At 34.3% G+C, this 26,545-nt stretch carries 23 protein-coding genes; 8 read left to right on the top strand and 15 right to left on the bottom strand.

The features are described 5' to 3' along the window. Positions 1–72: 72 nt before the first annotated feature. Positions 73–1,047: a hypothetical protein gene (locus SPD48_RS09120; RefSeq protein WP_336257792.1), complete on the bottom strand. Its 975-nt coding sequence runs from the start codon at positions 1,045–1,047 to the stop codon at positions 73–75. 1,003 nt (positions 1,048–2,050) lie between these two features. Here SPD48_RS09120 and SPD48_RS09125 point away from each other — a divergent pair. Continuing rightward, positions 2,051–2,602 carry a DJ-1/PfpI family protein gene (locus tag SPD48_RS09125; protein ID WP_336257793.1) on the top strand — a complete coding sequence of 184 codons (552 nt, stop codon included), beginning with the start codon at positions 2,051–2,053 and terminating at the stop codon, positions 2,600–2,602. 80 nt (positions 2,603–2,682) lie between these two features. Here SPD48_RS09125 and nfsA read toward each other — a convergent pair whose 3' ends face one another. The 4 genes from nfsA to dapF all read right to left on the bottom strand — a co-directional run bounded on the left by nfsA (position 2,683) and on the right by dapF (position 7,382). After that, entirely contained in the window at positions 2,683–3,411 is a 729-nt protein-coding gene (gene nfsA, locus SPD48_RS09130; RefSeq protein ID WP_442962136.1) for an oxygen-insensitive NADPH nitroreductase, read from the bottom strand. A gap of 307 nt (positions 3,412–3,718) precedes the next feature. Next, the gene (locus SPD48_RS09135) at positions 3,719–4,906 is read right to left on the bottom strand and encodes a KamA family radical SAM protein (RefSeq protein WP_336257794.1); all 1,188 of its coding nucleotides are present in this window, start codon (positions 4,904–4,906) and stop codon (positions 3,719–3,721) included. Positions 4,907–5,299: 393 nt separating this feature from the next. After that, positions 5,300–6,532 carry a dicarboxylate/amino acid:cation symporter gene (locus SPD48_RS09140; protein ID WP_336258071.1) on the bottom strand — a complete coding sequence of 411 codons (1,233 nt, stop codon included), beginning with the start codon at positions 6,530–6,532 and terminating at the stop codon, positions 5,300–5,302. Between the two features lie 16 nt (positions 6,533–6,548). Next, entirely contained in the window at positions 6,549–7,382 is an 834-nt protein-coding gene (gene dapF, locus SPD48_RS09145) for a diaminopimelate epimerase (RefSeq protein WP_336257795.1), read from the bottom strand. Between the two features lie 165 nt (positions 7,383–7,547). Between dapF and SPD48_RS09150 the strand changes: the two genes are divergently transcribed. The 3 genes from SPD48_RS09150 (at position 7,548) to SPD48_RS09160 (ending at position 12,187) form a co-directional block, all read left to right on the top strand. Continuing rightward, positions 7,548–9,443, top strand: a complete 1,896-nt coding sequence (locus tag SPD48_RS09150; protein WP_336257796.1) for a PrkA family serine protein kinase — start codon at positions 7,548–7,550, stop codon at positions 9,441–9,443. Between the two features lie 163 nt (positions 9,444–9,606). Next, on the top strand, positions 9,607–10,740 hold the full coding sequence (yhbH, locus tag SPD48_RS09155; RefSeq protein WP_336258072.1) for a sporulation protein YhbH: 1,134 nt from the start codon (positions 9,607–9,609) through the stop codon (positions 10,738–10,740). Positions 10,741–10,777: 37 nt separating this feature from the next. Continuing rightward, a complete protein-coding gene (locus tag SPD48_RS09160) occupies positions 10,778–12,187 on the top strand; it encodes a SpoVR family protein (protein WP_336257797.1) in 1,410 nt (469 codons plus the stop codon). A 128-nt stretch (positions 12,188–12,315) separates the two neighbouring features. Here the strand turns inward: SPD48_RS09160 and SPD48_RS09165 are convergent, their stop codons facing one another. Continuing rightward, a complete protein-coding gene (locus tag SPD48_RS09165) occupies positions 12,316–12,462 on the bottom strand; it encodes a hypothetical protein (RefSeq protein WP_336257798.1) in 147 nt (48 codons plus the stop codon). A 431-nt stretch (positions 12,463–12,893) separates the two neighbouring features. Here SPD48_RS09165 and SPD48_RS09170 point away from each other — a divergent pair, with 431 nt between their 5' ends. Then, a complete protein-coding gene (locus tag SPD48_RS09170) occupies positions 12,894–13,181 on the top strand; it encodes a transposase (RefSeq protein ID WP_336257799.1) in 288 nt (95 codons plus the stop codon). Between the two features lie 163 nt (positions 13,182–13,344). On the opposite strand, the gene gerQ is transcribed toward SPD48_RS09170, so the two are convergent. Then, positions 13,345–13,809: a spore coat protein GerQ gene (gerQ, locus tag SPD48_RS09175; RefSeq protein WP_336257800.1), complete on the bottom strand. Its 465-nt coding sequence runs from the start codon at positions 13,807–13,809 to the stop codon at positions 13,345–13,347. A gap of 12 nt (positions 13,810–13,821) precedes the next feature. Next, complete coding sequence (locus SPD48_RS09180; RefSeq protein ID WP_336257801.1) at positions 13,822–14,256, bottom strand: cell wall hydrolase; 435 nt, start codon at positions 14,254–14,256, stop codon at positions 13,822–13,824. 675 nt (positions 14,257–14,931) lie between these two features. On the opposite strand from SPD48_RS09180, the gene SPD48_RS09185 reads away from it, so the two are divergent. Genes SPD48_RS09185 through arsC form a run of 3 tightly spaced genes read left to right on the top strand, consistent with a single transcriptional unit; the run spans position 14,932 to position 17,014 of the window. Then, on the top strand, positions 14,932–15,276 hold the full coding sequence (locus tag SPD48_RS09185; RefSeq protein WP_336257802.1) for an ArsR/SmtB family transcription factor: 345 nt from the start codon (positions 14,932–14,934) through the stop codon (positions 15,274–15,276). Positions 15,277–15,291: 15 nt separating this feature from the next. Beyond that, positions 15,292–16,587, top strand: a complete 1,296-nt coding sequence (locus SPD48_RS09190) for an arsenic transporter (protein ID WP_336257803.1) — start codon at positions 15,292–15,294, stop codon at positions 16,585–16,587. A gap of 16 nt (positions 16,588–16,603) precedes the next feature. Continuing rightward, positions 16,604–17,014 carry an arsenate reductase (thioredoxin) gene (arsC, locus tag SPD48_RS09195; RefSeq protein ID WP_336257804.1) on the top strand — a complete coding sequence of 137 codons (411 nt, stop codon included), beginning with the start codon at positions 16,604–16,606 and terminating at the stop codon, positions 17,012–17,014. A 102-nt stretch (positions 17,015–17,116) separates the two neighbouring features. On the opposite strand, the gene SPD48_RS09200 is transcribed toward arsC, so the two are convergent. The 7 genes from SPD48_RS09200 to SPD48_RS09230 form a co-directional block, all read right to left on the bottom strand. Then, positions 17,117–17,500, bottom strand: coding sequence for a DUF6262 family protein (locus SPD48_RS09200; protein ID WP_336257805.1), 384 nt, complete (start codon positions 17,498–17,500; stop codon positions 17,117–17,119). After that, positions 17,490–19,517 carry a tyrosine-type recombinase/integrase gene (locus tag SPD48_RS09205; RefSeq protein ID WP_336257806.1) on the bottom strand — a complete coding sequence of 676 codons (2,028 nt, stop codon included), beginning with the start codon at positions 19,515–19,517 and terminating at the stop codon, positions 17,490–17,492. The genes SPD48_RS09200 and SPD48_RS09205 overlap by 11 nt, the downstream gene beginning before the upstream one ends. Further along, positions 19,510–20,592, bottom strand: a complete 1,083-nt coding sequence (locus SPD48_RS09210) for a tyrosine-type recombinase/integrase (protein ID WP_336257807.1) — start codon at positions 20,590–20,592, stop codon at positions 19,510–19,512. The genes SPD48_RS09205 and SPD48_RS09210 overlap by 8 nt, the downstream gene beginning before the upstream one ends. A 971-nt stretch (positions 20,593–21,563) precedes the next feature. Beyond that, a complete protein-coding gene (locus SPD48_RS09215; protein ID WP_336258073.1) occupies positions 21,564–22,346 on the bottom strand; it encodes an alpha/beta fold hydrolase in 783 nt (260 codons plus the stop codon). A 283-nt stretch (positions 22,347–22,629) separates the two neighbouring features. Beyond that, positions 22,630–24,120 (bottom strand): PASTA domain-containing protein, encoded by a 1,491-nt coding sequence (locus SPD48_RS09220; protein WP_336257808.1) that lies wholly within the window; start codon positions 24,118–24,120, stop codon positions 22,630–22,632. After that, the gene (locus tag SPD48_RS09225) at positions 24,113–24,784 is read right to left on the bottom strand and encodes an ABC transporter ATP-binding protein (RefSeq protein ID WP_336257809.1); all 672 of its coding nucleotides are present in this window, start codon (positions 24,782–24,784) and stop codon (positions 24,113–24,115) included. The genes SPD48_RS09220 and SPD48_RS09225 overlap by 8 nt, the downstream gene beginning before the upstream one ends. A 15-nt stretch (positions 24,785–24,799) precedes the next feature. Beyond that, the gene (locus SPD48_RS09230; RefSeq protein ID WP_336257810.1) at positions 24,800–26,269 is read right to left on the bottom strand and encodes an ABC transporter permease; all 1,470 of its coding nucleotides are present in this window, start codon (positions 26,267–26,269) and stop codon (positions 24,800–24,802) included. Between the last annotated feature and the right edge of the window lie 276 nt (positions 26,270–26,545).

Genomic DNA, 26,545 nt, shown 5'->3' on the forward strand with positions numbered 1-26,545 from the left:
TTATTTCACACGTTTGTTCAACCATTTCAGTATAACATAATGATACTACCTTTCAAATAATTTATATTACAATCAGTGTAAACTAATATTTAAATACATTTCATTACATAATTGAATCATATTTTTATAATTTTTTATGTTGCTATTTACTTCTTGTTTTTTATTATCTAAAGCTAAATTTTCACTAGCTATTAATAGTAGGGCATTTGCAATATTGTTCATTTCTTCTTCCGTATACATATGAGGATATTGTATATAATTAAACTGATAAAGCAAGTCTTTTATTAATAGAAACAAAGTTGGGTTCTCCTGCTCTGTATCAAGTAAAAGGTTTAAAATATGTTTAAATGTTGGGTGGTCTTCTACTATTGGCAGACTATCTAATTGAACCTTAATATTGTCCCCAAACTTTTCAACTTCTACTGTTTTATTTATATTCATCTTTCTAAGACTTTCGATTATTAATGTTTTTATCATCGGATGAATTTTAGGCTCTTTTAAAATAGTAAATAGTAACTCAGGTGGCTCAGCATTCAACTCATTCCATTTATTTATTATATACCACTGTCTTTGATGATTTTCCTCTTTTATTGAAATTTTAAATTCTCGCATTAGTTCGTCGGAGCGAAGAAGATTCATTTGATATGCAAGACGGTAGATATCTCTGAACTTTTTTTTGCTTTTTCCAGGTATCTTCCCCTCTTGCTCTTCTCGGTCAATCAATTCTATTAAATATGCATATTTTTCTCGCTCGTATAAAATCATTATATAATACTCTAAATAATCGTAATAATAAGGATCATTTGAATCGATTACTAGACTTTCACAAAATTTTTCAGCTTCAGCTAAGTCATTTAATTTAATGTGACAAATCAACTTACTTACATGAATATCATAAGAGCAATATTGATGGGACAATAAATAGTTAAGTTTATGTAAGGCAGTTTCATAATCTAGTTCTTGGATTGCCTCATAACTTTCACGTTCAATCTCTTTTAGTGAATCTCTTAGTGTTGGGAAAATTATAATATTGTTTGAATCACCCATTGTTCCCACCTCATTTCTACTTTTTTAATATTGTACGTTAAATTAATGTTCAGTTCACGTACAAACTACTTTTTCTACTCATTTCTTTTGACAGAAACATAAATCAATAGATTTTAACTTATCGTACCAACGAATTTAAGTTCAAACAAAAACTTAGATTAACTGAAAAAGCATTCTAATCATTATCTTGACAACCTTGATTATGAAAAAGCTGTTTTGCATAAAAGAAATAAACTGCGACTTAATGGCTTCAACTTTATTCGGGAAGCCGCTTCGGAAAAATACTTCGCTTTCCGCAGGCACGGCCTCAGCTTCTGTAGCTTCTCGTTAACGAGAAGCTACAGGGATCTTCCGACGTACAGGATGTACTAGTGCAGACGTTGCCACAGGACGTGGCGTACTTAGTCTGCGTTCCCCTGTCGCTGTTCCTGCAGGAGTCTTCGTATTTTGCCTACGCTAGCATGTAAATTTTATTCAGTATACAGAAAGATTGTTGTTGATGCCCAAATTCAGTAAACAGTGATCATACCAGCGGAGGAAATATGTGGAGACTCCTGTGGGAGGAAAGGCCTCGGTGAGACTACGAAGTGCGTAGCACATAGGAGGCCAGGCAGCCGCCCACGGTAAAGGAGACACTGTGAAAGCAAGCGTAAGCGCAGCTCGAACAGATGTCGCTCTTATGCCCGCGGTGAAAGCGAAGCATATTCCGCAGCGGTAAATCAGTTTATCCCTAAATTTTAGTTGCTACGTAGTTTATATTAAATATGCCGATGAAAAATTCTTGGAATATAGTTGTGTACAAATTTTTCAAGCAACCAATTACTCAAAAATTAACTAAGATCTGAAGTTTCAAATTCTCTAATACTAACATGGTTTATTAATCTATTTCACGCTGGAAAAGTTAAGATTTTAATAATTAAAAAATCAGTTGATATTTTGCATAGGTAGCGTAGAATAGATATTAAAGTATTAAAAAACTTTCACTTTGTTAGGAGGAAATAGTATGACAAAAAAAGTGCTTATTTTGATTGGAGATGCAGTCGAATCACTAGAAATCTATTATCCATACTACCGCTGTTTAGAAGAAGGTTTTGACACTACAATAGCTGCCTCTGAAGAAAGAAAAATACATACGGTTGTACATGACTTTACAGACTGGGAAACGTATACAGAAAAGCCTGGTTATTTAATCGATGCTCATATTGCTTTTAAAGATGTAAAACCTGAAGAATACGATGGATTATTTATCCCGGGAGGGCGTTCTCCAGAACATATTCGAATGAATGAACATGTTCCTTCGATCGTCAGTCACTTCTTTGAAGCGAACAAACCAATTGCATCCGTTTGCCATGGAAGTCTTGTTCTGACAACAGTACCAGAACATATAAAAGGAAGGGAAATGACGGCATATATCGCATGTAAACCTGAGGTAGAAGCTTCGGGTTGTAAATACATTGATGAAATGTTACATGAAGATGGTAACCTAATTTCCGGGCATGCATGGCCTGATTTACCTGGAGTTATGAAACTCTTTATTAGCCAATTGAATAAATAAGTTAATATAGTCTTTACTAATAAAGCCGGTATGCTCTATACGCACTTAGTACAGAGCACCGGCTTTAAAAATAATATGATTTACTTTTTCAAATATCCTTTTGATTTAACAAACTCAGCCAAATGAGCCCTTCTTTCTTTCGGTAAGAAATCGGCCATTGTTTCTGTCCAAGTTAAATCTTTTTTATTATTTGTTCTTTTTCTATAATATTCATTAAATATAGCATCATATTCTTTTAATTGGTCCTCATACTTATCCTCATGATATGCATCCACATGCAAAACAGATTCAACAGGCAATCGCGGTTTAACTTCATTCTTTTCATCTGGAACTCCCACTGTCATAGCGAATAGTGGAAATACGTAATCAGGTAAATTAAATAAATCACTAATTGCTGCCGGATTATTCCTTACTCCGCCAATATAACATATTCCATATCCTTCTGATTCTGCTGCGATCACAAAGTTCTGTGCAAAGATGGCTGTATCAACAATTGAAACTACAAAATCTTCCACAGTGTCGCCAACTATATCTTTTTCATGTAATTCAACCGCTTTTTGTCCTCTTTTTAGATCTGCGCAAAATAATAAAGATAAAGCAGCGGTTTTAAATTGCTTTTCATTATTCGATAATCTTCCCAATGCCTCTTTTTTTTGTGAATCCTTTACTTGGATAACAGAATAGGCTTGAACAAAATGGGAACTTGCAGCATGTTGTCCTGCATGCAATAATCGATGAAAAACTTCATCAGAAATCGGTTCATCTTTATATTTTCTAACCGAAGAATGAGCTTTCAATAATTCTAACATCAGACATATTCCTTTCTTATGTACTTCCCTCACACAAATCTATTTTACCCTAATAAATAAAAGAGACTAAACAAAATAGTTTTATTCATAGAAAAAATCCGAACTTTGTTTCAAGACAGTTCTACATGAAACAGTTCGGATCTTTTAATAGACTATACAGTAGTTTAGCTAATAGTTGGTCTACCAACAGGTGTTTTCTCTACTGCGAATAGTCGCTTCTCAAAAGGAAACGCTTCAGCATCTACAGAGCATTAAACTTCCTTTTTATAATAATAAGGTCTAGAAAGAGCTTCTTTAAGTTTGCCGCTTATTTTAGTGCAGGAGATCGACGACGCCTATGTTTTTCAGGTATGTCACTCATTTCATTAACAGAGACTACTTCTTCCACTTTCTTTTGAGGAGGTGTCCAAAATTGTTCATTACCTGGTAAGTCATCAAACCAAGCAGCATCTTTTGGACAATCTAATACCATAAACCTTCCATAGTCACCATCTCTTGCCTGATGAAACTTTAAATATGCTTTTCCGTCCTCGATTGCCAAGATTTCAACCTTTCCGGCTGTATGACTCATAGAGAGACGAACACGCTTACCTAGTCCAGATGTTTTAGCTTTCGCTTCTTCAACAATATTGTATGCTTCCTCCAAAGTAAGTACAAAATCTTCATTCCCTCTTACTGGACGGTTAATAAAGAAATAATAAGGGGTTACGCCTGCCCATGATAGCTTATCCATCAGTTCTCCTAATACTTCCGGGTCATCATTAATTCCTTTTAAAACTGGAGTTTGATTGACTACAATCGCCCCTGCATCGTGCAATGCTTGAAAACCTTTGTAGGCTTCTTTAGTTATTTCGCGTGGGTGGTTTACGTGTGCCATTATATAGATTCTTTTATCATTTTTTGAATGCTTGCTAATCACATCAAGTAATTCCTTGTCTTCATATATACGCATTGGGTTAAAAACGGGTAGTTTGGATCCTACGCGGATGATTTTAACATGATCAATTTCACGGAGACGTTCGAAAATCATATCTAATCTTCTTGCGGCTAAAATGAGAGGGTCTCCACCAGTAAGTAGGACATTATTTATTTCTGGGTGTTCGCTTATGTATTTAATTCCAGGTTCTACATCAATCATTGCTTCTTTAACATCATTTCGGAATAAACGCTTTCTAAAACAATAGCGGCAATATGCCCCACAAACTTCGGAACAGATGAGTAAAGCAGTAGTTGTATACTTATGTTGACATCCAGGAACAACATAATTGGTATCTTCATCTGAGGCGTCCCAGCGACCATAATCGGCTAACTCATTTGTGTTAGGAATAACTAGTTTTTTAATAGGATCTTCAGGGTCTTCCCAATCGATTAATCCTAGATAATAGTCATTTACTCGAAAAACAAACTTGTCTGTAATCGCTTTTAATTTTTCTCTTTCTTCTTTTGGAATTTGGGTAATCTGATCAATATCTGTAATATATCTTGGTTGTACCATGTAATAAAATCTCCTCCATTTTTTTTAATTTTTTGACAGATTATGCGATAGCTAGTTACTTTTCGCACGAAGGTTCAGATAAATAATCTTTACCTATGAATCTGCAAACCAAGCTGTAAATATATTAATAGATTGGAACATTACTATGAACATAACATAAAAATGAATATTATTCAAACGAGCTTTTGATTATTTATGCTTTTCGAATGGATCAAAGGATTAATTCGAGATCCCTATTCAATGTAAACTCATACCAAATAGTAATCGCCCACTTTAAACTGTACAAAGCTATGTAAAATCTCTTCATATAAGAATCATAACTCTAGAGTAAAAAGTGAGCGAAATAGTACTATTATTTTATTTTCAGTTGTACGAAAATCCTGAATCTATCTGTTATTCATTCACTATTGGATTTTCTATCCATTCCTTTCCATCCAATTGTCTTGTTACTAACATACTTGCAACTGTATCACCGGTAGCATTTACCATTGTTGCAGGTGGGTCAACGACAACTCCGATAGCCGAGATGATAGGTAAAGCTTGAATTGGTAGGCCGTATAAAGTAACAATCATCATTTCTCCTATAAATCCACCACCTGGAATACCACTCATAACAATTCCAGATAGGAGACAAATCCCAATTGCTGTAAGAAATGTACCGATACCTGAAAAGTCCATATTAAAAACTCCAAACACAAATGCAATTTTTAACATGGCTGATAAACAAGAACCGTCCATATGAATGGTTGCCCCCAACGGTAAAACGGTTTCACGAATATCTTTTGGTACGCCTATTTTTTGCGCAGCTTGTAAGTTTACCGGTAATGTAGCCACACTACTACCAGTACCTAAAGCTGTTGCAGCCGGGGCTAATATATTTTTCCAAAAACGGGTAACTCCTACTTTGCCACCGGCCAAAAATGCATAAAAAGTAAAACCGATAAAAAAGTATAAAATAGAAACAGGATAATAGACGATAATTGCTTTTGCATAATCTCCAATAAGTGCTGTTCCAAACTCACCTATTAATGATGCAAAATAGGCACCTAAACCAATTGGGGCATAATACATAATAATTTGAACTACTTTCATAAACACTTCAGATCCGCCCGATAAAAATTTCGCAAACGGTCTTCCTTGCTCTCCTATTAGTCCAGTTGATACCCCAACTAGTACAGAGAAAATGATAAGTGCGAGCATATTTGAACGAGAAAATAAATCTACAAAATCAGGCACAGTGAATGTATTTACTAACTGTTCCGATATTGTCACTTCTTCTACATCGTCAGGTGTTTCAAGTGGAATATTTGCCTCTGTCCCTGTCGAAAACAGCACGGTCGCAGCTAACATAAATACAGAAGCAATAATTCCCGTTACGATAAAAACAGTCATCATTGACCCCATGATTTTCCCTAATCTTCGCATGCTGTCCATATTTGCAATTGCTGAAGAAATAGAGAAAAAGACTAAAGGAATAACAACCATGAATAATAAATTAATAAATATGTCCCCTAAAGGCTTGATAACATTTGCTTTCTCTCCAAAAACGAGTCCAATAATAGAACCAATTATTATGGATATGAGCAAAATAATTGGGAAACGGTAAGCTTTCAATTTTTGCATAATCATTTCTCCTTATCTATTAACTAGTTTTGTATATTACTGTACCTTCAAAAACTATTTCTGCATTTCCTGTTAATGTGATGAATTCCACTAATTCAGAACAAATTTTAAAATCGATTATTACATATCCCCCTCTTGTTTTTACATGTATTGGAGGCTTAGTATAGTGAAGTAAAGAAGAGATAATAGCTGACGCTGTAGCACCTGATCCACATGCCAAAGTTTCTTCCTCTACACCACGTTCATATGTTCTGACAGCTATCTCATTCTGATTAAGCACTCGTACACCATTTACATTGGTTCCCCTTGAAAATGCCTTATCGTACCGAATAGACCGACCAAGATTCTTAAAGTCTGTATCGTTCATCTCTTCTATATCTTCACTAAAATATACCGTATGCGGAACGCCTACTGAGCCGTAATGATAAATAAGTGGTTTTCCTTTATACAGCAATTTTTGTTGTAAACAGACATCTTTAATCATTACTTCAGGAAAATAAATTTCAACCTGTCCATTATCTAACACTTTTGCTCGATAATTACCATCTAACGTTTCAAAGCTCATCATTTTCTTACTTACGATACCGTTTACCCATGCATATTTCGCAATACATCTTGCACCATTCCCACACATTTCTCCTTCAGATCCATCTGCATTAAAATAGCGCATTCGAAAGTCAGTAACAGATGAATTTTCGACTAACATAAGCCCATTTGCACCAATATTAAATTTTCTTTCGCATAGTTTTTTAACAAAATCATGTAATGGTATATCTTTTAAAACGCCTTTTCGATTATCAATCATAATAAAATCATTACCGCAACCATGCATTTTGGTAAATTCGATTTCCACTTATCTCACCTAATTTATTGTTTATACATATTGTACCTATACGAGACTAGCAAAACAATATAATATTTTTTAGAAAACTAGGAATGAATTAGCTATGGTTACTTGCATCAATAACTATACCTTTGCATAAGCTGTATAAACCTCGATTAGATGGAGGGAGAATGAATGGATATTTTAGATAAGCTAAAAAGTTATCGTCATGAAGAAGAAAGATTAAAATGGGAAGGTACGTTCACCGAATATTTGGAAATTGTTAAACAACGTCCAGAAGTTGCTCAAACGGCCCATTCACGTGTATATAATATGATTAAAAGTGGAGGGATCACCGAAAAAGATAGTAAAAAAACATATCACTTCTTTGGGGAAGAGATTTTTGGATTAGAAGATGCGATGGAAAGATTAGTGGAAGAATACTTTCATCCTGCAGCCAAACGACTTGATGTCAAAAAAAGAATTTTATTATTAATGGGTCCAGTTAGTGGTGGTAAATCAACAATCGTAACCTTATTAAAGAGAGGATTAGAAAACTTTTCTCGAACTGAACAAGGTGCAGTATATGCAATCAAAGGATGCCCAATGCATGAAGATCCGCTTCATCTTATACCAAATCATTTACGAAAAGATTTTTATGAAGAATACGGTATTCAAATTGAAGGCAGTTTATCCCCTTTAAACACGATGAGATTAGAGACTGAGTATAATGGAAGAATTGAAGATGTAATGGTCGAACGGATCTTTTTCTCAGAAGATAAACGAGTAGGAATTGGGACCTTTAGTCCTTCTGATCCAAAATCACAAGATATTGCAGATTTAACTGGTAGTATTGACTTTTCTACCATTGCAGAATATGGGTCAGAATCCGATCCAAGAGCATATCGATTTGATGGAGAATTAAATAAAGCAAATCGAGGGATGATGGAGTTTCAAGAAATGTTAAAATGTGATGAAAAATTTCTTTGGCATTTATTATCCCTAACACAGGAAGGGAACTTCAAAGCGGGAAGATTTGCTTTAATAAGCGCGGATGAATTAATCGTGGCTCACACAAACGAAGCAGAATATCGAACCTTTATTTCCAATAAAAAGAATGAAGCACTGCACTCACGGATTATTGTCATGCCAATCCCTTATAATTTAAAAGTAAGTGAAGAAAAAAGAATTTATGAGAAAATGATTCGTCAAAGTGATATGAGAGACATTCATATTGCACCACACGCTCTAAAAATCGCAGCAATCTTTTCCGTTCTGACCAGATTGAAAAAACCAAAAAAACAAGGTATTGATTTAATAAAGAAACTGCGTTTATATGACGGAGAAAATATTGAGGACGGCAATAAAATTAATATTGATGAATTAAAAAATGAATTTCCAGATGAAGGATTGAGTGGTATCGACCCTCGATATGTTATTAATCGAATTTCATCGGCAATTATTCGAAAGGATACAAAATCGATTAATGCTTTAGATGTGTTACGTTCGTTAAAAGAAGGATTAGACCAGCATCCTTCTATTTCTATAGAAGATCGAGAGAACTATTTAAACTATATTTCATTAGCCCGTAAAGAATATGATGAAATTGCAAAAAAAGAAGTCCAAAAAGCATTTGTTTATTCGTATGAAGAATCTGCAAAAACACTTATGGATAATTATTTGGATAATGTAGAAGCTTATTGTCACAATAATAAATTACGAGATCCGCTCACCGGAGATGAAATGAATCCAAATGAAAAATTAATGCGTTCCATTGAGGAACAGATTGGAATTTCTGAAAATGCGAAAAAGTCATTTAGAGAAGAAATTTTAATCCGGATTTCCGTGTATGCAAGAAAAGGAAAGCAATTTGACTACAATTCTCATCAACGATTACGAGAAGCTATTCAGAAAAAGCTTTTTGCTGACTTAAAAGACGTAGTAAAAATTACTACTACATCAAAAACGCCTGATGAATCTCAATTAAAAAAGATTAATGATGTAATAGCAAGATTAATTGATGAGCATGGGTATAATTCTGTCTCTGCAAACGAACTATTACAATACGTTGGTAGCTTATTAAATCGATAAAACAGTGGATAAACAAGGCTAGTTTTTTAGTCTTGTTTTTTTTTATTCGACTTCGTATCAAAGGAGTATTAGACAATTAATTCTTGCCTTATGCATAGAATATAACAACTTTAAGTAATTATTTGTTTAGGAGGGAAAGAGAGTGGAAGAAAACAAAAGTTTTATGATTTCGCAAGATAACTGGTCCCTCCATCGTAAAGGGTATCAAGACCAACAACGTCATCTGGATAAAGTTAAAGAAGCGATAAAAAACAATTTACCTGAAATAATCAGTGAAGAAAGTATCGTTACTTCTGACGGTCAAGATATCATTAAAATACCAATCCGTTCTTTAGATGAATATAAAATTCGCTACAATCATGAAAAAACTAAACATGTTGGTCAAGGAGATGGAGACAGTAGTGTTGGAGATGTCATCGCTCAAGACCCAAACCAGGCATCTAAACAAGGAAAAGGAAATGGTGCCGGAGAGGAACCTGGAGTTGATTATTATGAAGCAGAAATATCCATTGCTGAAATTGAAAATGTTCTCTTTAATGAGTTAGAACTTCCTAATTTACAAGAAAAAGATTCAAAAGAAATCAAAACGAGTAATATCGAATTTAATGATGTCAGAAAAAAAGGGTTAATGGGCAATATTGACAAAAAAAGAACTATTTTAACTGCTTTAAAAAGGAATGCAACCGATGGAAAAGCTACCATAGCCCCGATAATGAACGATGACTTACGTTTTAAAACCTGGAATGAAGAAATAAAATATGAATCAAATGCAGTTGTTTTAGCAATGATGGACACTAGTGGTTCAATGGGAAACTTTGAAAAGTATATGTCTAGAAGCTTTTTCTTTTGGATGACTCGATTTTTACGAACAAAATATGAATCTGTCGACATTGCGTTTATTGCCCACCATACGAAAGCGAAGGAAGTAACAGAAGAGGAGTTTTTTTATAAAGGAGAAAGTGGAGGAACGATCTGTTCATCTGCATATGAAAAAGCACTCGAATTAATAGATGAAAGATATCCACCAAGCCAATATAATATTTATCCGTTTCATTTTTCAGATGGTGATAACTTAACTTCAGATAATCCAAATTGTTTAACTCTCATAAAAGAGATTATGAAAGTTGCCAATATTTTTGGGTATGGCGAAGTAAATGCGTATCGAAGATATTCCACTTTAATGAGCGCTTACCGTAGAATCGAAAATCCAAAATTTCGTCATTATATTTTAAAAGAAAAACAAGATGTGTACCATGCATTAAAAAGCTTTTTTCGCAAAGAAATGATTGCTACGTAAATGCTATATTCAGTCTTTTTATTAAGGAGGGATCTTGTTGAATGATTTTAATAAACTCCATACAGCCATTGAAGAAATTACTGAAATAGCAACCGGATTTGGACTTGACTTTTTCCCAATGCGTTATGAAATATGCCCAGCCGATATTATTTATACTTTTGGAGCTTATGGAATGCCTACTCGATTCACTCATTGGAGTTTTGGTAAACAATTTCATAAAATGAAACTCCATTATGATCTTGGTCTAAGTCAAATTTATGAATTAGTTATTAATTCAAATCCTTGTTATGCTTTTTTACTTGATACAAATAGTCTTATTCAAAATAAATTAATTATCGCTCACGTATTAGCCCATAGTGACTTTTTTAAAAATAATATTCGCTTTTCCAATACTAGACGAGACATGGTTGAAAGCATGGCTGCTACTGCAGAACGAATTTCACAATATGAAAGAACGTACGGAAAAGAGGAAGTTGAAAAGTTTTTGGATGCTATTCTATCCATTCAAGAGCATATCGATCCGTCAATTACAAAGGCAAAATTTAAACATCGAACAGACCAATATGACGAAATTGCCCCAAGTCAAAATAAAACACCGTATGATGACTTATGGGATTTAGATTCTAAAATAACTAATGATTTAACGAAGAATCGGGAGAAAAAAATACCGCCACAACCTGAAAAGGACTTATTGCTCTTTATCGAAACGTATAGTCGTAATTTAGAACCTTGGCAGAGGGATATATTAACGATGATGCGAGAAGAAATGCTCTATTTTTGGCCACAGTTAGAAACTAAGATAATGAATGAAGGATGGGCCTCCTACTGGCACCAGCGAATACTAAGAGAAATGGATTTGACAACGGATGAAACAATTGAATTCGCAAAGCTAAATTCCGGGGTCGTGCAACCATCTAAAACATCTATTAACCCTTACTATCTAGGCTTAAAGATGTTTGAGGATATTGAAAGAATATATGATAATCCTACAGAAGAAATGAGAAAAAATGGAATCAAACCTCACTCTGGTCGAGAAATGATATTTGAAGTACGTGAAATTGAATCAGATATTTCTTTTATCCGTAATTTTCTAACAAAAGATTTAGTTGAACAAGAAGATCTGTATCTTTTTCAAAAACAAAACAACGCTTACCGTATCACAGATAAAGATTTTGAGGAAATAAGAAATCAATTAATTACAACGAGAGTTAATGGAGGTTTTCCTTATATATATGTAGAAAATGGAGATTACTCACGTAATGGTGAACTATATTTAGTCCACGGTTATGAAAATACGGAGCTTGATCTCGCTTATTTAGAACATGTTCTCAAGTATATTTACGAGTTATGGGGAAGAACTGTTCATATAGAAACAGTAGTAGAAAATAAGAGTACAGTCTTTTCATTCAATGGAGAAAAACAAATGCAGCGCAAAATATACAATTGAGCAAATATTTTGCTGTTTCGTGGATACGTATTCGAGATTTTTAACTATATATTTTTCTTTTCACTTAACTTTACGCGTAAATTTACAAGAATGAATCCTCGATAAAAAGAGCCCTAAAAAATTAGGGCTCATAGTATTTTACCATCTTTCTCTACAGCGGCAAATGAATCTGTGATTACGTTCTCTCCATCGCTCACATCTATCACAGCCACACCAATCGCTATAACCACCTCTAAAGTCGTCTCTGTCACAATCTCTATGATGGTCTCTGTCATGATCTCTATCACGTTCGCGACATCGACAAATAAACCGATCACGTTCACGATCACGATCATGTCTTCTAGTTTCTCTACACCTACAAATAAGTCTAACTCTATCTCGATCTCGTTCAAAACTCATAGACTAATCCCTCCAAATTTAAAGTAAAAACGGCTGGCTTCACTAATAATATATGAAAGGATATTGTATCTGTTCGGACAAACCGTCTGATTAAAAAGTCTTTTTTAAATTTGTAGTAAATAACAATCTTCTCTCATAATCCCCCTTCCCTTAAACCATAACCAAATTGATAAATACTCACTAGCCCATAAATGCTGGAACGACAAGATATCCATATTTAGATTCAACTATTTTTTGACGTTCACTAATATTTAGACAAAAAATACATATGATACTTTTACATTCAAACATCATAGGAGTTGGCCTGATGAAAATTATATTAGTAATTTTAAGTATCTTAATCCCCATCATTATGATTTATTTAAATACCTTCAACGATAAAATTAAAATAGTATTTAATAGTATAGCGATCATCTCTGCACTAATATTTGGAAATATTTCAGCTATATCAATTTATCAAATAATCCGCGATAACACTGTATTTATGACAGCAATTCATGCGGTTTTTCTAAACCCATTTTTCCTGATCACTGGCGCTTTACTAGGTGTATACATTCTATATAGGTTAATTTTATTAACCTTGGATGAAATGTAAAGACCGTCTAGATATTTAACTTATAATCGGAGCGTTTTCGAAAAAAACAAAAAAAGCCGTAGTTTATTCCAACTTACGGACTTAAGGTATACTCCTTATAAGGAACAATCTTTGGCTTAAGGAAAATGTTAATCATTTTAATTGATTGACAAACTAGTATAATCTATCTTGGTGAATAGGTCGCCAGCTGGCCAGCTGGGTAACTATATTCAATTTCTCCTTGGAAAGTAACGTAATTTAGATAGACCATTAATAGTAAATATCTAGTACCAGTTTGTGGATCACTAAGTATAAGATGATCTCTACCAGCCGCTTCAATAATGCCTGTAAATACCGTTTGCGTTGAATTATTTTCACCATCAAAAGACATATATACTGTTGCCAATTTTCCTTTGTTTAATCGTAAAATATTTTCAACAAATGACTGTTCAATAGGAAGCTGTCCCGGCAATGTAGCAGAAGTACTTGGTGATACAGGAGTAGTTTGTGACATTTCCGGCATAGGATTTCCTTGATTTTGCATTTGCATACCAGCTAAATAATTATTCATATTTGATAAAGACCTGGGACACATCATATTGTGCCAGACAGGTGTACAACATGTCGGTAGCATTTGTTGATTGTTCATTTAATTTCCTCCTTAAAATGTTGAATAAACTCCTGCACAATCAGCTTGCGTAGGTTGAAAAAAACAGTGTGATTTAAATCTTCCGGCATTTGCTTGATTATACCATTGCGCTGGACATTCTTCGGTTGCCGGCCTAAAAAACCATAAAGCGAAAGTTGCAGGATCAAAACGTTCTCCATTGATAATCCTTCTTGCCAAACGTATTTCATTCGGGCGAGCCCTTTGATAAAAATATCCCTTTTGGGTGGCTTCAAAACCTCCTGGAGATTGAAACACCATATCCCGTATTGAAGATAGCTGTTGAAAATCTAAACAACTACCACGGACACGATTGACCCCAACATTTCCAACCATTAACATACCTAGATTTCCTTCTCCTTCGGCTTCTGCTCTAATTAGACGTGCAAGTAATTTAACATCTTCTTCAGTCGCTGGAACAACACCCAAGACATTCACCCCCATCCTTATTTTCTATGCTATGTTTAAAGTAAAATAAAGTGCAAAAGGAATAATATCTAATTTGTTTTATATACAGTAATATTAAAATTACTAACCTGAGTTTAAAAATCATGTTTAAATTAAATACATAATAAGGTATAATATGTATAGAAAATAGCAACATAAAAAGACCGCCCATACTGGACATATGGAACGGTCTCTCGTGCAATAGCCCTTCAAGGGGGCAACTCGCAAACAATTTGGAAATAACCATTCTATTTGCTCGCTAGGCTTAATGGGTGGTTATTTTCTTTTCTCTGACAGGATCGACACAACGAGAGCGCCAAAAGTGAGCATTTTCTTTTTATCAATACCTTCTTCTAAAAAAGTCTAATAAAACTATACTCTTTCACTGTTTACATGTGTTCGACGATATAAAAAAGAATCTAAAAACTACATAATATGCACTTTTGTTATTTCTAATTTATTTTTAACGGATGTGTAGTTAGAATCCTATTTTCTTCTGATTTATAAACAGCATTTACTACAAGACCTATTCCATTAAAAGACCATATTGTTAGCAAAAAAATGTTAAATATTATATTTAATGTTAGCTTTTATATTATATATATAAGCAAATAATTATATACTTATATTATGATGAATTAGAGAGGAGGTAATATAGTGTTACAAACAACCATTGAAATGGATAAATCAGCAGAAATTTTTAAGTTGTTGGGTAATGAAACGCGTTTAACCATGCTAAAAATACTTGATGACCATGACTGTTGTGTATGTGAGTTTGTTGAAATTTTTAAGGCAAGTCAACCTTCAATAAGCCAGCACATTCGTAAGTTAAGAGATATTGGATTAGTTAAAGAAGAAAGAAGAGGGCAATGGATTTTTTATTCTATAAATGAATACAGTGAGTTTTATCCATTTATTATACAACTACTTAATCTTTTGCCTCAGCAAAATGAAAAATTAAAAGAATTGGAATTAAAAGGTACTCGGGTCCAGTGTGAATGATTGGAGGAAAAGGATTTGACATCATCAGTTTTACTCGCATCGTTAATTTTCTTGATAACCCTGGTCTTAGTAATTTGGCAACCAAAAGGGTTATCGATCGGATGGTCCGCATGTGGCGGAGCTATTATCGCTTTATTAGTTGGTGTCGTTGGATTTAGTGATGTTATAGAAGTGACAGAAATTGTATGGAATGCAACGTTAGCATTTGTTGCGATTATTCTCATCTCATTAATATTGGATGAAATTGGATTGTTCGAGTGGGCAGCCCTTCATATGGCTAGAATCGCCAAAGGCAATGGTATAAAGATGTTTATCTATGTAAGTATCTTGGGTGCAATTGTAGCCGCATTTTTCGCAAATGATGGTGCTGCATTAATACTTACACCTATTGTGCTTGCGATGGTTCGTAATTTAAATTTTAAAGAAAAAATGGTATTTCCTTTTATTATGGCAAGTGGGTTTATTGCTGATACAACTTCCTTACCATTAGTTGTAAGTAACTTGGTTAACATCGTATCGGCTGATTTTTTTGAAATAGGATTTGTGGAATATGCCTCCAGAATGATTATCCCAAACATATTTTCACTGGTATCGACTATTGTAGTATTACTACTTTATTTTAGAAAAAGTATTCCGAGATTTTACGATGTATCTCAACTACAGGAACCGAAAGAGGCTATAAGAGATCCAAAACTATTCCGCCTTTCATGGTTTGTTCTTGCAGTACTATTAATCGGATACTTTTTAGGCGAATTTATAAATATCCCTGTTTCTATTGTTGCAGGTATTACAGCGATTTTCTTTTTAGTGACGGCGAGAAACAGTAAGGCTGTAGATACAAAAGCAGTTATTAAAGGCGCACCATGGGCAATTGTCTTTTTCTCGGTTGGTATGTACGTTGTAGTATTCGGTCTAAGAAATGCTGGGCTTACAAATGTGTTAGCGAGTGTTATCGAAGCAAGTGCCGAACAAGGTTTATTCGTTGCTACCATAGCAATGGGCTTCATAGCTGCAGTATTATCCTCGATTATGAATAATATGCCGACAGTGATGATTGATGCGATAGCTATTGCCGAAACAGACACTTCCGGTGTTATACGAGAAGCACTTATTTATGCCAATGTGATTGGATCTGACTTAGGTCCAAAAATCACCCCAATAGGTTCACTTGCCACCTTATTATGGCTACATGTTTTATCCCAAAAAGGAATTAAAATTTCATGGGGGACCTACTTTAAAACAGGAATCGTTTTAACCATCCCTATCCTATTTATGACATTACTAGGGCTATACATAACATTAATTTTATAAAAGGAGATTGAACAATATGTCTAAAAAAACAATTTATTTCTTATGCACTGGTAATTCTTGTAGAAGTCAAATGGCTGAAGGATGGGCTAAAAAACACTTAGGTGACGAATGGAATGTACACAGTGCTGGAATTGAAGCTCACGGTTTAAATCTGAATGCAGTAAAAGCTATGAAGGAAGTTGGAATTGACATTTCAAATCAAACATCTAACATTATTGACCTTGAGATTCTAAATAATGCTGATTTGGTGGTTACATTATGTGGAGATGCTGCTGATAAATGTCCAACTACACCGCAACATGTTAAACATGAACACTGGGGATTTGATGATCCAGCCGGAAAAGAATGGTGCGAATTTCAGCGTGTCCGTGATGAAATTAATGAACGGATTAAGCAATTTGCAGAAATGGTGGTATATCCAGAATAATATTAAAAAGACCATAGAATGGGTACGATTGCGGAACAGGTAGTAAAAGAGTAATACATATTAGTCATTGTAATGCGTATTACTCTTTATTTTTTATGACTTTTATATTTCCTCGTAGATTTTTCCGAATTGGATTTTTAATATTTCTTTCAGTTCCTTGTTTTCCCCTTCTAGTTTTTTCAATCGTTGTCGCAATGAAGCAATAATAACATCTTTCGATGAGTCGCTTATATTTCGTTTCACTTGTTTAGGAGATAATAATCCTTTTTGTTGACCTCTTAGAGTCTCTATTCTTGAACGTAATTCTTGGTTTTTATATAAAAACGCTTTGGATACTTCTGCTTGTTCAGCAACCGAATTGAAGTTAATCGTCAACTGTTTCTTTATCATATATTTTAATGCATCTTCAGCTTTCTTAATAGATTTTTCAGTCTTTAACTTAGAATAGTACTTAATACCATCCATGTTGGGAGCTTTATTGGCCATCTGTTTTAACCTCCTCACGTTCTTTATCGGTATATTCTCTTCGCACTTTAGATAAGCCAAAAATCCCATCTTCTATTTTTAATCCATTCACAATTTCTTTATATCTACTGAGTTTAGGTTGAATAATTTCGATGGATCGAGTTCTTCCGGATTTCCGATATATTTCAATATCAGACTCTATTTTCTCTATTTGTTCTTCATAATAAGGAAGAAATGTTTGATCCACATGAAAGCTGCGGCAATTATTTTTAATACAAGGTGGTTCAAGCGTTTGGCTTAGAAAGTCACAATGCAACTTTGGACTTTTTACACAAAATCCATGATCCAATCGGATAGAGTCCATATTATGACGTATCCATTCCAACTCCAACCCATTTTGTTCAGCCTGTTCGTTTAAATCGGCGAACACAACTTTACCTTTGTCATCCAATCTAATGGCTCCTAAGTCTCTTGTTTTTTCCCATTCCTTTCGTAGTGTATTGTCATGTATTTTTGCATATACTAATGTCATTTCTGGACTGGCGTGGGCCATTAATTTTTGTACATGCAGAAGCTTCATACCATTATTAATAAGATTTACTCCATACCGATGACGAAAAGCATGATTATTAAAGTAAAACAAAATCCCATTCCTATCGGTAATACCACATTTTACAGCGAAATCATTAAGGTTTCTGGATAAAGAAACTGATGAAATTGGCTTTCTCACTCTTGAACCACTAAGAGTCGGAAACAAATAATTATTAGGATTTGTCTCTTTTGACGCTATATCCATGATGAGACTTTGTTGGGCTTTAATTACCTTTGCTACTTCATCGGAGACAGGTACCTTATGGGATTTGTACTTGACCTTTCCTTGGTCACCTACTAGCCAATAACCATCTTCTTTTTTTAAAAGACAATCGATTTTTAAGGATAAGACATCCGATATGCGAAATCCAGAAGCCTCAAGAATAATCAAAATCGGTATGTATTTTGAAGGTAATTTATCGATATTATTTATGACCTGTTCCCATATTTCATCCGGGATATACTTAATCTTATCTCGTTCCTCACGCCAAGATAATCTAGGCAAATCTTCTTTAATAAATAATTTACTTGCTGAAGTAACTGGTGCTTCGAGCCACTCGAATCTTTGAAGATACGTTACAAACCTTTTTATATATTGAATTCCTGTGTATACATGGTTAGCCGATGGAGAATGCCCTTCATAAAATGATTTATTGTTACTTACACCCCCCATAGGAGTGGAACGCAAGAAAAAGATATATTCTAAAATATCCTCTCTAGATAATTTGGTTATGTCTTTCCAACCTGGATGACGTATTGTTAAAAAAGTTAAAAAGCGATTAATAACCGTAAGGTGGTTACGAATCGATCCCCAACTTAATGTTTGATGTATTATTAAACACTCTTTAATATATTTCTTTAGCATTTGCTTAAAATGAACGGGGACTCGTTCGAAGCTTAATATCCGCGCTGTTGATACTTCATTATATTCAATGTTTAAATTATTTATATTCCATACATCTTTATCTGTTTCCTCCCTTTCGTCATAAAAATCAAAGAGGAAGTCGTATAGCGTCAAAAAAAATCTAACCCAATCACTATTTGATTTCAAATTGTTTTTTCGCAAAGGTTTCCCTTTATTAATCAAATATTTTTTATAATCCTTTAAGAGGGTATCTCTGGGTACATCTATAAAAGAAGTAATATTTGGATACTTATTATCCATAAACGATATCAAAGGTTTGACAATATGTCCTCTCCAAGCACTGCGAATATTCCACGAGCGTTCTAATAGTCGCTTCGCAAAAAAGTATTTTATTTCCCTTTTCAAATGAGAGTTCGATATATAATCGAATTTTAAGTATTTATTATTTCTGTTCCATGGTTTATCCAAGACAGGGCATAATTCTGCATCCCAATTATCACTTCCCCAATAACCAACTAAAACCCTTTCCATTTTTTCAATATGATTCCTAGATGGCTTGACCAGTAAATCAGGTTTATCCATCCTTATTCTCCTTCCTGCTTGTAGCCTTATCATAGTTTTTCCTAAGAGTATCATCGGATGGGTGCATATATGTTTGGATTGTTGTCTGTACCTGGGCATGCCCAAGTAATCGCTGAAGTGAGCCAACATCCATCCCATTCTCATACATCTCCGTAGCAAATGTATGTCTAAACATATGTAACGTAAAATCAATACCTGTTTTCTTTTTCAATCTTCTGACAAGAGAGTATACAGCTTCCTTGCTAAGAGGTTGCCCCTTGTTTTCCCCTGTTAAAGCAATGAAGAGAAAATTCGAATCAATATCTTCTGAATGGAAGTCTATTAGGTAATCTTGAAACATATTGATTGTTTCTGATGATATGTAAACTTTTCTAAATTCCCCATTTATCGTTTTAGACTTCCTAACAATAATTGCATTTTTTCCGATATCCAAATCCTCAATCCATAATGACAATGCTTCTCCAATTCGAATTCCTCCCTCATAAAGTATACGAATTAGCAACTGGTCACGAATATTTGTGCAAGCTTCATAGATTTTATTTACCTGTAATTTTGTTAAAACCTTAACTTGTCTCTTAGGTTCCTTTAACTTAAGAATATTCTTACTGATGTGCTTACCTTTTGTTATATGATGTAGAAAAGGCTTAAAATTCCTAAAGCGTGAAGGTAGTTCTGCCTTTGTCTTTTTGGAAAGCTCATTATTGTAGTAATCTAACCTTGATAAATAATCATAGAAACCCATTATGCACGTTAAAATGACATTTACTGTGCTTTCTGATCTCCTTGCCTTTACTTCCCTTATATTTATTACGTTGGTGGATTGATGAGGGTTTCTTAACCAACCAATAAAATTGGCTAAAACACTTAGATCAACTTCTTTATAATCAAGATCTATTTCTTCTAAAAACTGATAATACAATTTCAAGTGATAACAATAGGCTTTGAGAGTATTAGTTGATTTCCCAATAAGATCCAAGTATTTTAGATACTTTGCAACTGTAACAACAGGGCCTCCATTGGAATCTATTAGTATATATCTGATATTTCCAGCTACCTGTACTTCCTGAACTTTCAATAAATCACTTCCTTTTGGAATATATCTTTATAATCTATGAATACTATATATTTATAGTACTATTAATAGATTTATATAGATATAAAAAAAGAACAGATCATAACGATGAATACGTTATGGTCTGTTCTTTAGTATAGTCCATATAAATAATTAATGACTCAAAAACTGTCATCAGGCACCACCCCCTCCCTTTAACAACCTAAGGAAAGAAGCGAGCCGCCACCCCTGAAAGCCTTATTACACTTCCCTCAGTATAACATAAAAAATAGGCCCTTAATTGAAATATTAGATAAATAACAAGGCTTACAATAGTATGAATTATTACTGTTATAGTCTTCGGATATCACTGGACAAATATCAGCTACAGAAAGCTTATCTTGTATTAGTTTCTGTCTTATAAGAGAAGGAGATTAACAGTTTATTCATGTTGTCCTACGTGCGATTCGAACGCCCAACCGATCGCTTAGCAAATTGTGTAGATTGTCTTTGCTAGTCATTTTATAATTATTAGTTCACTCAAATGTCGGTCTAATCAATTAATTCTCGCTCCCCATATATCCTAAATCAGGCTAATTTCCATATTAATATACGGGGATTTTTACAAGTTGAGTAAACAAACTATCTAATTAAAAAGCCTTTTTCATATAAAAAATGCCGTAAGCTTTTCCAAGGCTTACGGCGTGTGAAATATTTATCGAAATTTATTATAACAAATCGATAAAGCAAATCAAATTATTTAAAATATACCTAAATAATACTTATAACTCGCTAGCCACCTCATTAGTTTTTTAATAAAATTAATTTTTCACTAGTTTGTCATACGAGATCACTTCTCCAGTAGTATTTTTCTCATAAAAAATAACCCTGCGCGGGTCGTAAAATAACAATTATTTTTATTGTTCTGAACTTAGTTTATAAAAGCACTAAACTATTATACAATCCGTTCTACGTTTATGTGATTAGTAAAATTTCTAATGAATAAATTCTGTCAATAAACGGTTAAACTTATCGCGTTCTTCCCAGAATGGTCCATGCCCACTATATTTAAATGGTTCTAGCTGAGAATTTGGTATTTTTTGATTTAGTTCCTTTGCTTGTGAAAATGGAATAACTTTGTCATGAATACCATGGATTATTAAAGTGGGGGCAGCTATTTTAGGAAGATCTTCATACAAAGTCTCATCTCTTAATAATACGATGACCTCCGCGGTCGACCAACCTGCAGCCTGCATTCCCATTTGAAAAAACCAATCCGAAAATGGGCCAGTTATGTACTGAAAGAAAAAGCCATCTATTACATCCTGCATCATTTTAGGGCGATCATTTAAAGCTTGCATCAGATATCTATTAGCTGTCTCTGCTGAAAAGCCTGTAGGAGCCGCAGCGTCAACAAGAACAAGCTGTGATACCCCATAACCGTTGTATCTAGACATATATCGTATCGCAATGGATCCACCCGTTGAGTGACCCACAAGCGCAAAATTTTCTAATTGAAGTGTACCAACAACAGTACGGATATCATCAGCCAGTCTATCCAAGGTGTAGCCATTGAATGGTTTATCCGAATTACCAAATCCCCTCCAGTCTATGCCAATACATCGGTAACCCATTGCCGGAAGAATATCAAATTGATATTCGAACTGTTTATGGCTCAACGGCCAGCCATGTATAAATACTATAGCCTTGTTCCCCTCCGGATTAAGATCTTCAACAAATAGATTTACACCTAACTCTACACGAACAAAATACCCAATAACGATTCCTCCTTAGAAAAATGGTTTTATCAATAGGATATTCTTCTTCGTATGCATATATGCTTCTCTTCCCTACGCTTTCCATCTCTACCAACAAATTACTCAGTATAATTTCAACTGTTTAAATATTTTTTTATTATATAAAGATTGAAAAACTAGCGGATCGTAGAATGGAAAGAGAAAGACATTTTCTTCTTTCCGTCTTTGTTTAAAAATCTTTGTTTAGAAAAATTATCCAGTTGTAAATATGTAGGTGCAGAATAGAATAGATACAGAAAAATGCTTATTTTTCTATAGGTTGATCTGGTTCCTCCACTTCCACGGCTCCACCTGGTTCATCATCAATAAAATCTGGTGGATTAGGAGGTGCAGAGGCATTTTTGCTAATGTGAATCTCGACGGTGTAAGTCATTGGTACAAATTCATTAAAATTACTCATACCGACCACTGTTCCCTTTACCTCGGGTGAATCGACAAACTTAACAATGTATTTGATATTAGCACCTTTTGACTGATATTCTTCATAAAATAATCTTGGCAAATCCCCTTCTAGTTGTCCACGAAAATCATGTAAATAAGGTCTGCCTTGCGAATAAGTAACTGTCACACTTTTATTATCTTTCTCCGTTAACTTTGTGTCCGCCTTAACAGATTGGGAAATAAGTGTTCCATAAGGAGCTTCTGCGTTAAATACATGCTTAACTGTCACATCTAAATCAGGATAATTGCTAGTAGCTTCCTCGGCAGTTAGTCCCCAAAAATTCGGAACTACTACGGCTTCACCTAAAGATACAACAACTTCCATCTTATCCCTTTTTGCAATCATTTCATTTGCTTTCTCACTTTGACTAATAATATGACCTGCTTCGATATCGTCAGAACCCGCTTCTTTGTACGTCATATCAATTTCATTGGTTTCTACCCATTTTTCCACTTCTTCTTTGGGAGTTCCTGTAAAGTCAGGTATAGTGATATTCTTTTCGAACACTTCTTTCCCTTTTGAATAATAGACAGCAGCACTGTCTTTACGTTTGTATTCAGATTCATCAATATCACTGTCTTTAATGGTAAACTTAATAAACTTTCCTTCTTTAATATCATCACTATACTCCGCGACAAGTTGCAGGTTTTCCGCTTTATTCTCATCAATCCATGTTTCTGCTTCCTCTCGGTTCATTTTTGAAAAATCAGCAAGTGGAATATTCTCTTCTGGATCAGGACCTAAACTGCTAACTAATTGGAGTGTCTTTCCTTTTCGGATTTTCTTTCCAGGAGGAACACTTTGTGAAATAATATCATTTGCATCATGTTCCATACTATATTCTTGTTCTAGTTCAATTTCTACATCATTTTCTTTCGCCCAAGCACGAGCATCTGAAACAGGCTTGTCCGCAAAATCTTCTACCTTTACATGGACAAGTAAATGATAAATGAAAAAGAGCAATAGACAAGCTAAGACCGAACCTGCAATGATTAGCCACATCCGAAATCTTTTTTTCTTTTGATAATCAAGATCAATCTCCACTTCTTCTTCTGCATCTTGTCGACGGCTACTCCTAGAAAAGGTAGGCTTTAATTTAGGTGAAGTATCAAGCTCAGGTACTGTTTTTTCTAAATCCGCAGCAGAAGCTTGTTCTTCCTGCTTATGCTGCGAATCTGTTTCTTCTTGATTCTCTGTTTTCTTTACTTTCTCATCTTTTATATTTTTGTCTTCTTGCTCATTCACCATATCTTGGTACTTATCTTTATTAAATTTCGATAAAAAATCACTCATAGGAAGATAGTACACCCTTCCTCAACTGGAAAGCTTGATCGGACTGCAATGCGATTTCATTAGAGTGTGTTACCACAATGACACATTTCTCGTGCTCATGTGCCAATTTTTTAAAAATATCAATGATTTCTTGCTCCATCTCTTCGTCCAGATTTCCTGTAGGCTCATCTGCAAGAATTAATTCCACATTGGTCGCCAGCGCGCGGGCAATTGCTACACGCTGCTGCTCTCCACCAGAAAGTTTATTAACTAAACGATCTGCTTTGCTTTTTACAATTCCGATGTAATCTAGTAAATTATAGGCTACTGTTTTTGTATCTTCCGGAATTTCATTTTCGGTAATTGACATAGGAACCAGTACATTTTCCACAGCCGTAAAAGTCGGAATTAAATTATAACTTTGAAAGATAATTCCGACGTTATTCCGGCGATACCTTTCATACCCAATTTTCTTAATGTCTTCTTCTTTAAATAATACAGTTCCACTATGTGGCGAATCCAAGGCACTGAGTAATGACAACAAGGTGGTTTTGCCTGAACCAGACTGCCCTAAAATCGTATAAAATTTCCCTTTCTCAAAAGAAACAGATGTATCTTTTAAAATATAACGACGCTGCTCGCCATCTTGATAATAATAATTTAAATCTTTCGCTTCTAATATCATAATCTCACCTCTCTATTACATCAGTATTTTTTTCGGATTTAACCTTACAATATACATTAGTGGAATAACTGTAGATATTAAAATAGTTAATAGACCAATTCCATAGAAACCTAGAATATAACTTGAATTTAAGTTTACCTCATAAGAATCTAAAACATCTTCTGTTGTCAAATTTGTATGAAGCTCATTATAATATATAACTTCTTCATAAGACGTATTTTTATCGCCCGCTTTAATCATCGTATCAGAGATCTGGCTAGCTAAGAAGCTTCCACTAAATACGGATAAAGTAATACCAATTAGCGCAACAACCATTATTTCGCTTAGGATTTGCCCGACAACATGGCTCCGTCGTTCCCCTAAGGATAAGTAAATGCCCAATTCACGTTTCCGGTCCCTTAAGAATAGTAAAACTACTAAACCAGTTATCAGCACCGTTGCAATTACTGCGACAATCAATATATATTTTGATAGTTTAGACATCGACTCCATTGGCCCTGCAATGCTATCATATTGATCCGTAGCACTGATTACTGTATAGTATTCTGGAAGTAACGGATTTACCTCTTCCTCGAATGCTTCAATATCTTCAGGGTTATTTAGGACAAATACTGGTGTGTAATATTCGAAAGATTCATCTTCCTCCTCCACCATTGCTGCATATTCTTCATCCATTTTCATATATGCTTCCCAATAATATTTATTTTCACTGGCGACGATTTCATTTGGAACATACACTGTATTTTGATAATCTATATCCATCCAATCAATCATATAGTCATCCGTTTTTTCTTCCTGATCTTTTTTAACGGATTGTGGTTCAAATAATCCGATGATTTCTAATACAACATCCCTGGAATCAATTAACTCTTCCTCTCCAGTCTCATCATCATAATCATAGACTTGATTCTCTAATGTAAACGTATCTCCTACATGTAGGTTATTTTTTTCTGCCAATTTTTTTGAAATAATCGCTACAGAAGTGCCATTATCTATCTCTTCCTGTGTAAAAACACGGCCATCGATTAATTTGCCCTTTTGTTCTTCGAAATCAATCACAGGAGCATAATTGATTCCTTTCAACATAAAGTCCATACTGGGACCCATCATTACAACGTCCCCGTCCATCTCCTCACCTTGATAACTCTCAATGCTCTCTGATCCTAGATTAGTAGCCATACTATAATCATAGTATTTTAGATAGGAAAGCTCACCAATTTGTTTAATTAAGTTAAGGTCTATATCTTCAATCTCTACACTTTCCCACTCTTCATCACTGAACGAATCCAATGTTTCATAATCGAGCTCAACCGTTGCCGCGGCTCCCAGTTTTTCTTTAATATTCTTTTCTACATTACCAGTTGCTTGTTGAATGGAAATTGCTCCTGCTATTAAATTTCCTAGGATGAAAATAACAGCTAATAAAATTAATGATTTCCCTTTTTTTCTTATAATACTTAAAAATCCACGCTTAATAAAATTCATTACAAACCCCCTCACTAAAAATCCAATTAAATTTTTATCTTTTGATAAATTCTGTCTCTTCACACAATATTTCGCATGGCCATTATCTGTTACAAAAGTAAAATATTGTTAAACGTATTATATCTGTAATACACCAAAAAAACAACTACTATTTGTTTGACCAGAGAGATTAGGCATCACATCTTGGAAAAGCTGATTACCAAACTATGACATGAATAATCGCCTCAATTAAAGTTAATAGTCTCATTAGAAGATAGTATGCGGAGTTTTTCCTAT

The organism is Pseudogracilibacillus sp. SE30717A (genome assembly GCF_037071985.1).
Taxonomy (GTDB): Bacteria; Bacillota; Bacilli; order Bacillales; family Amphibacillaceae; genus Pseudogracilibacillus.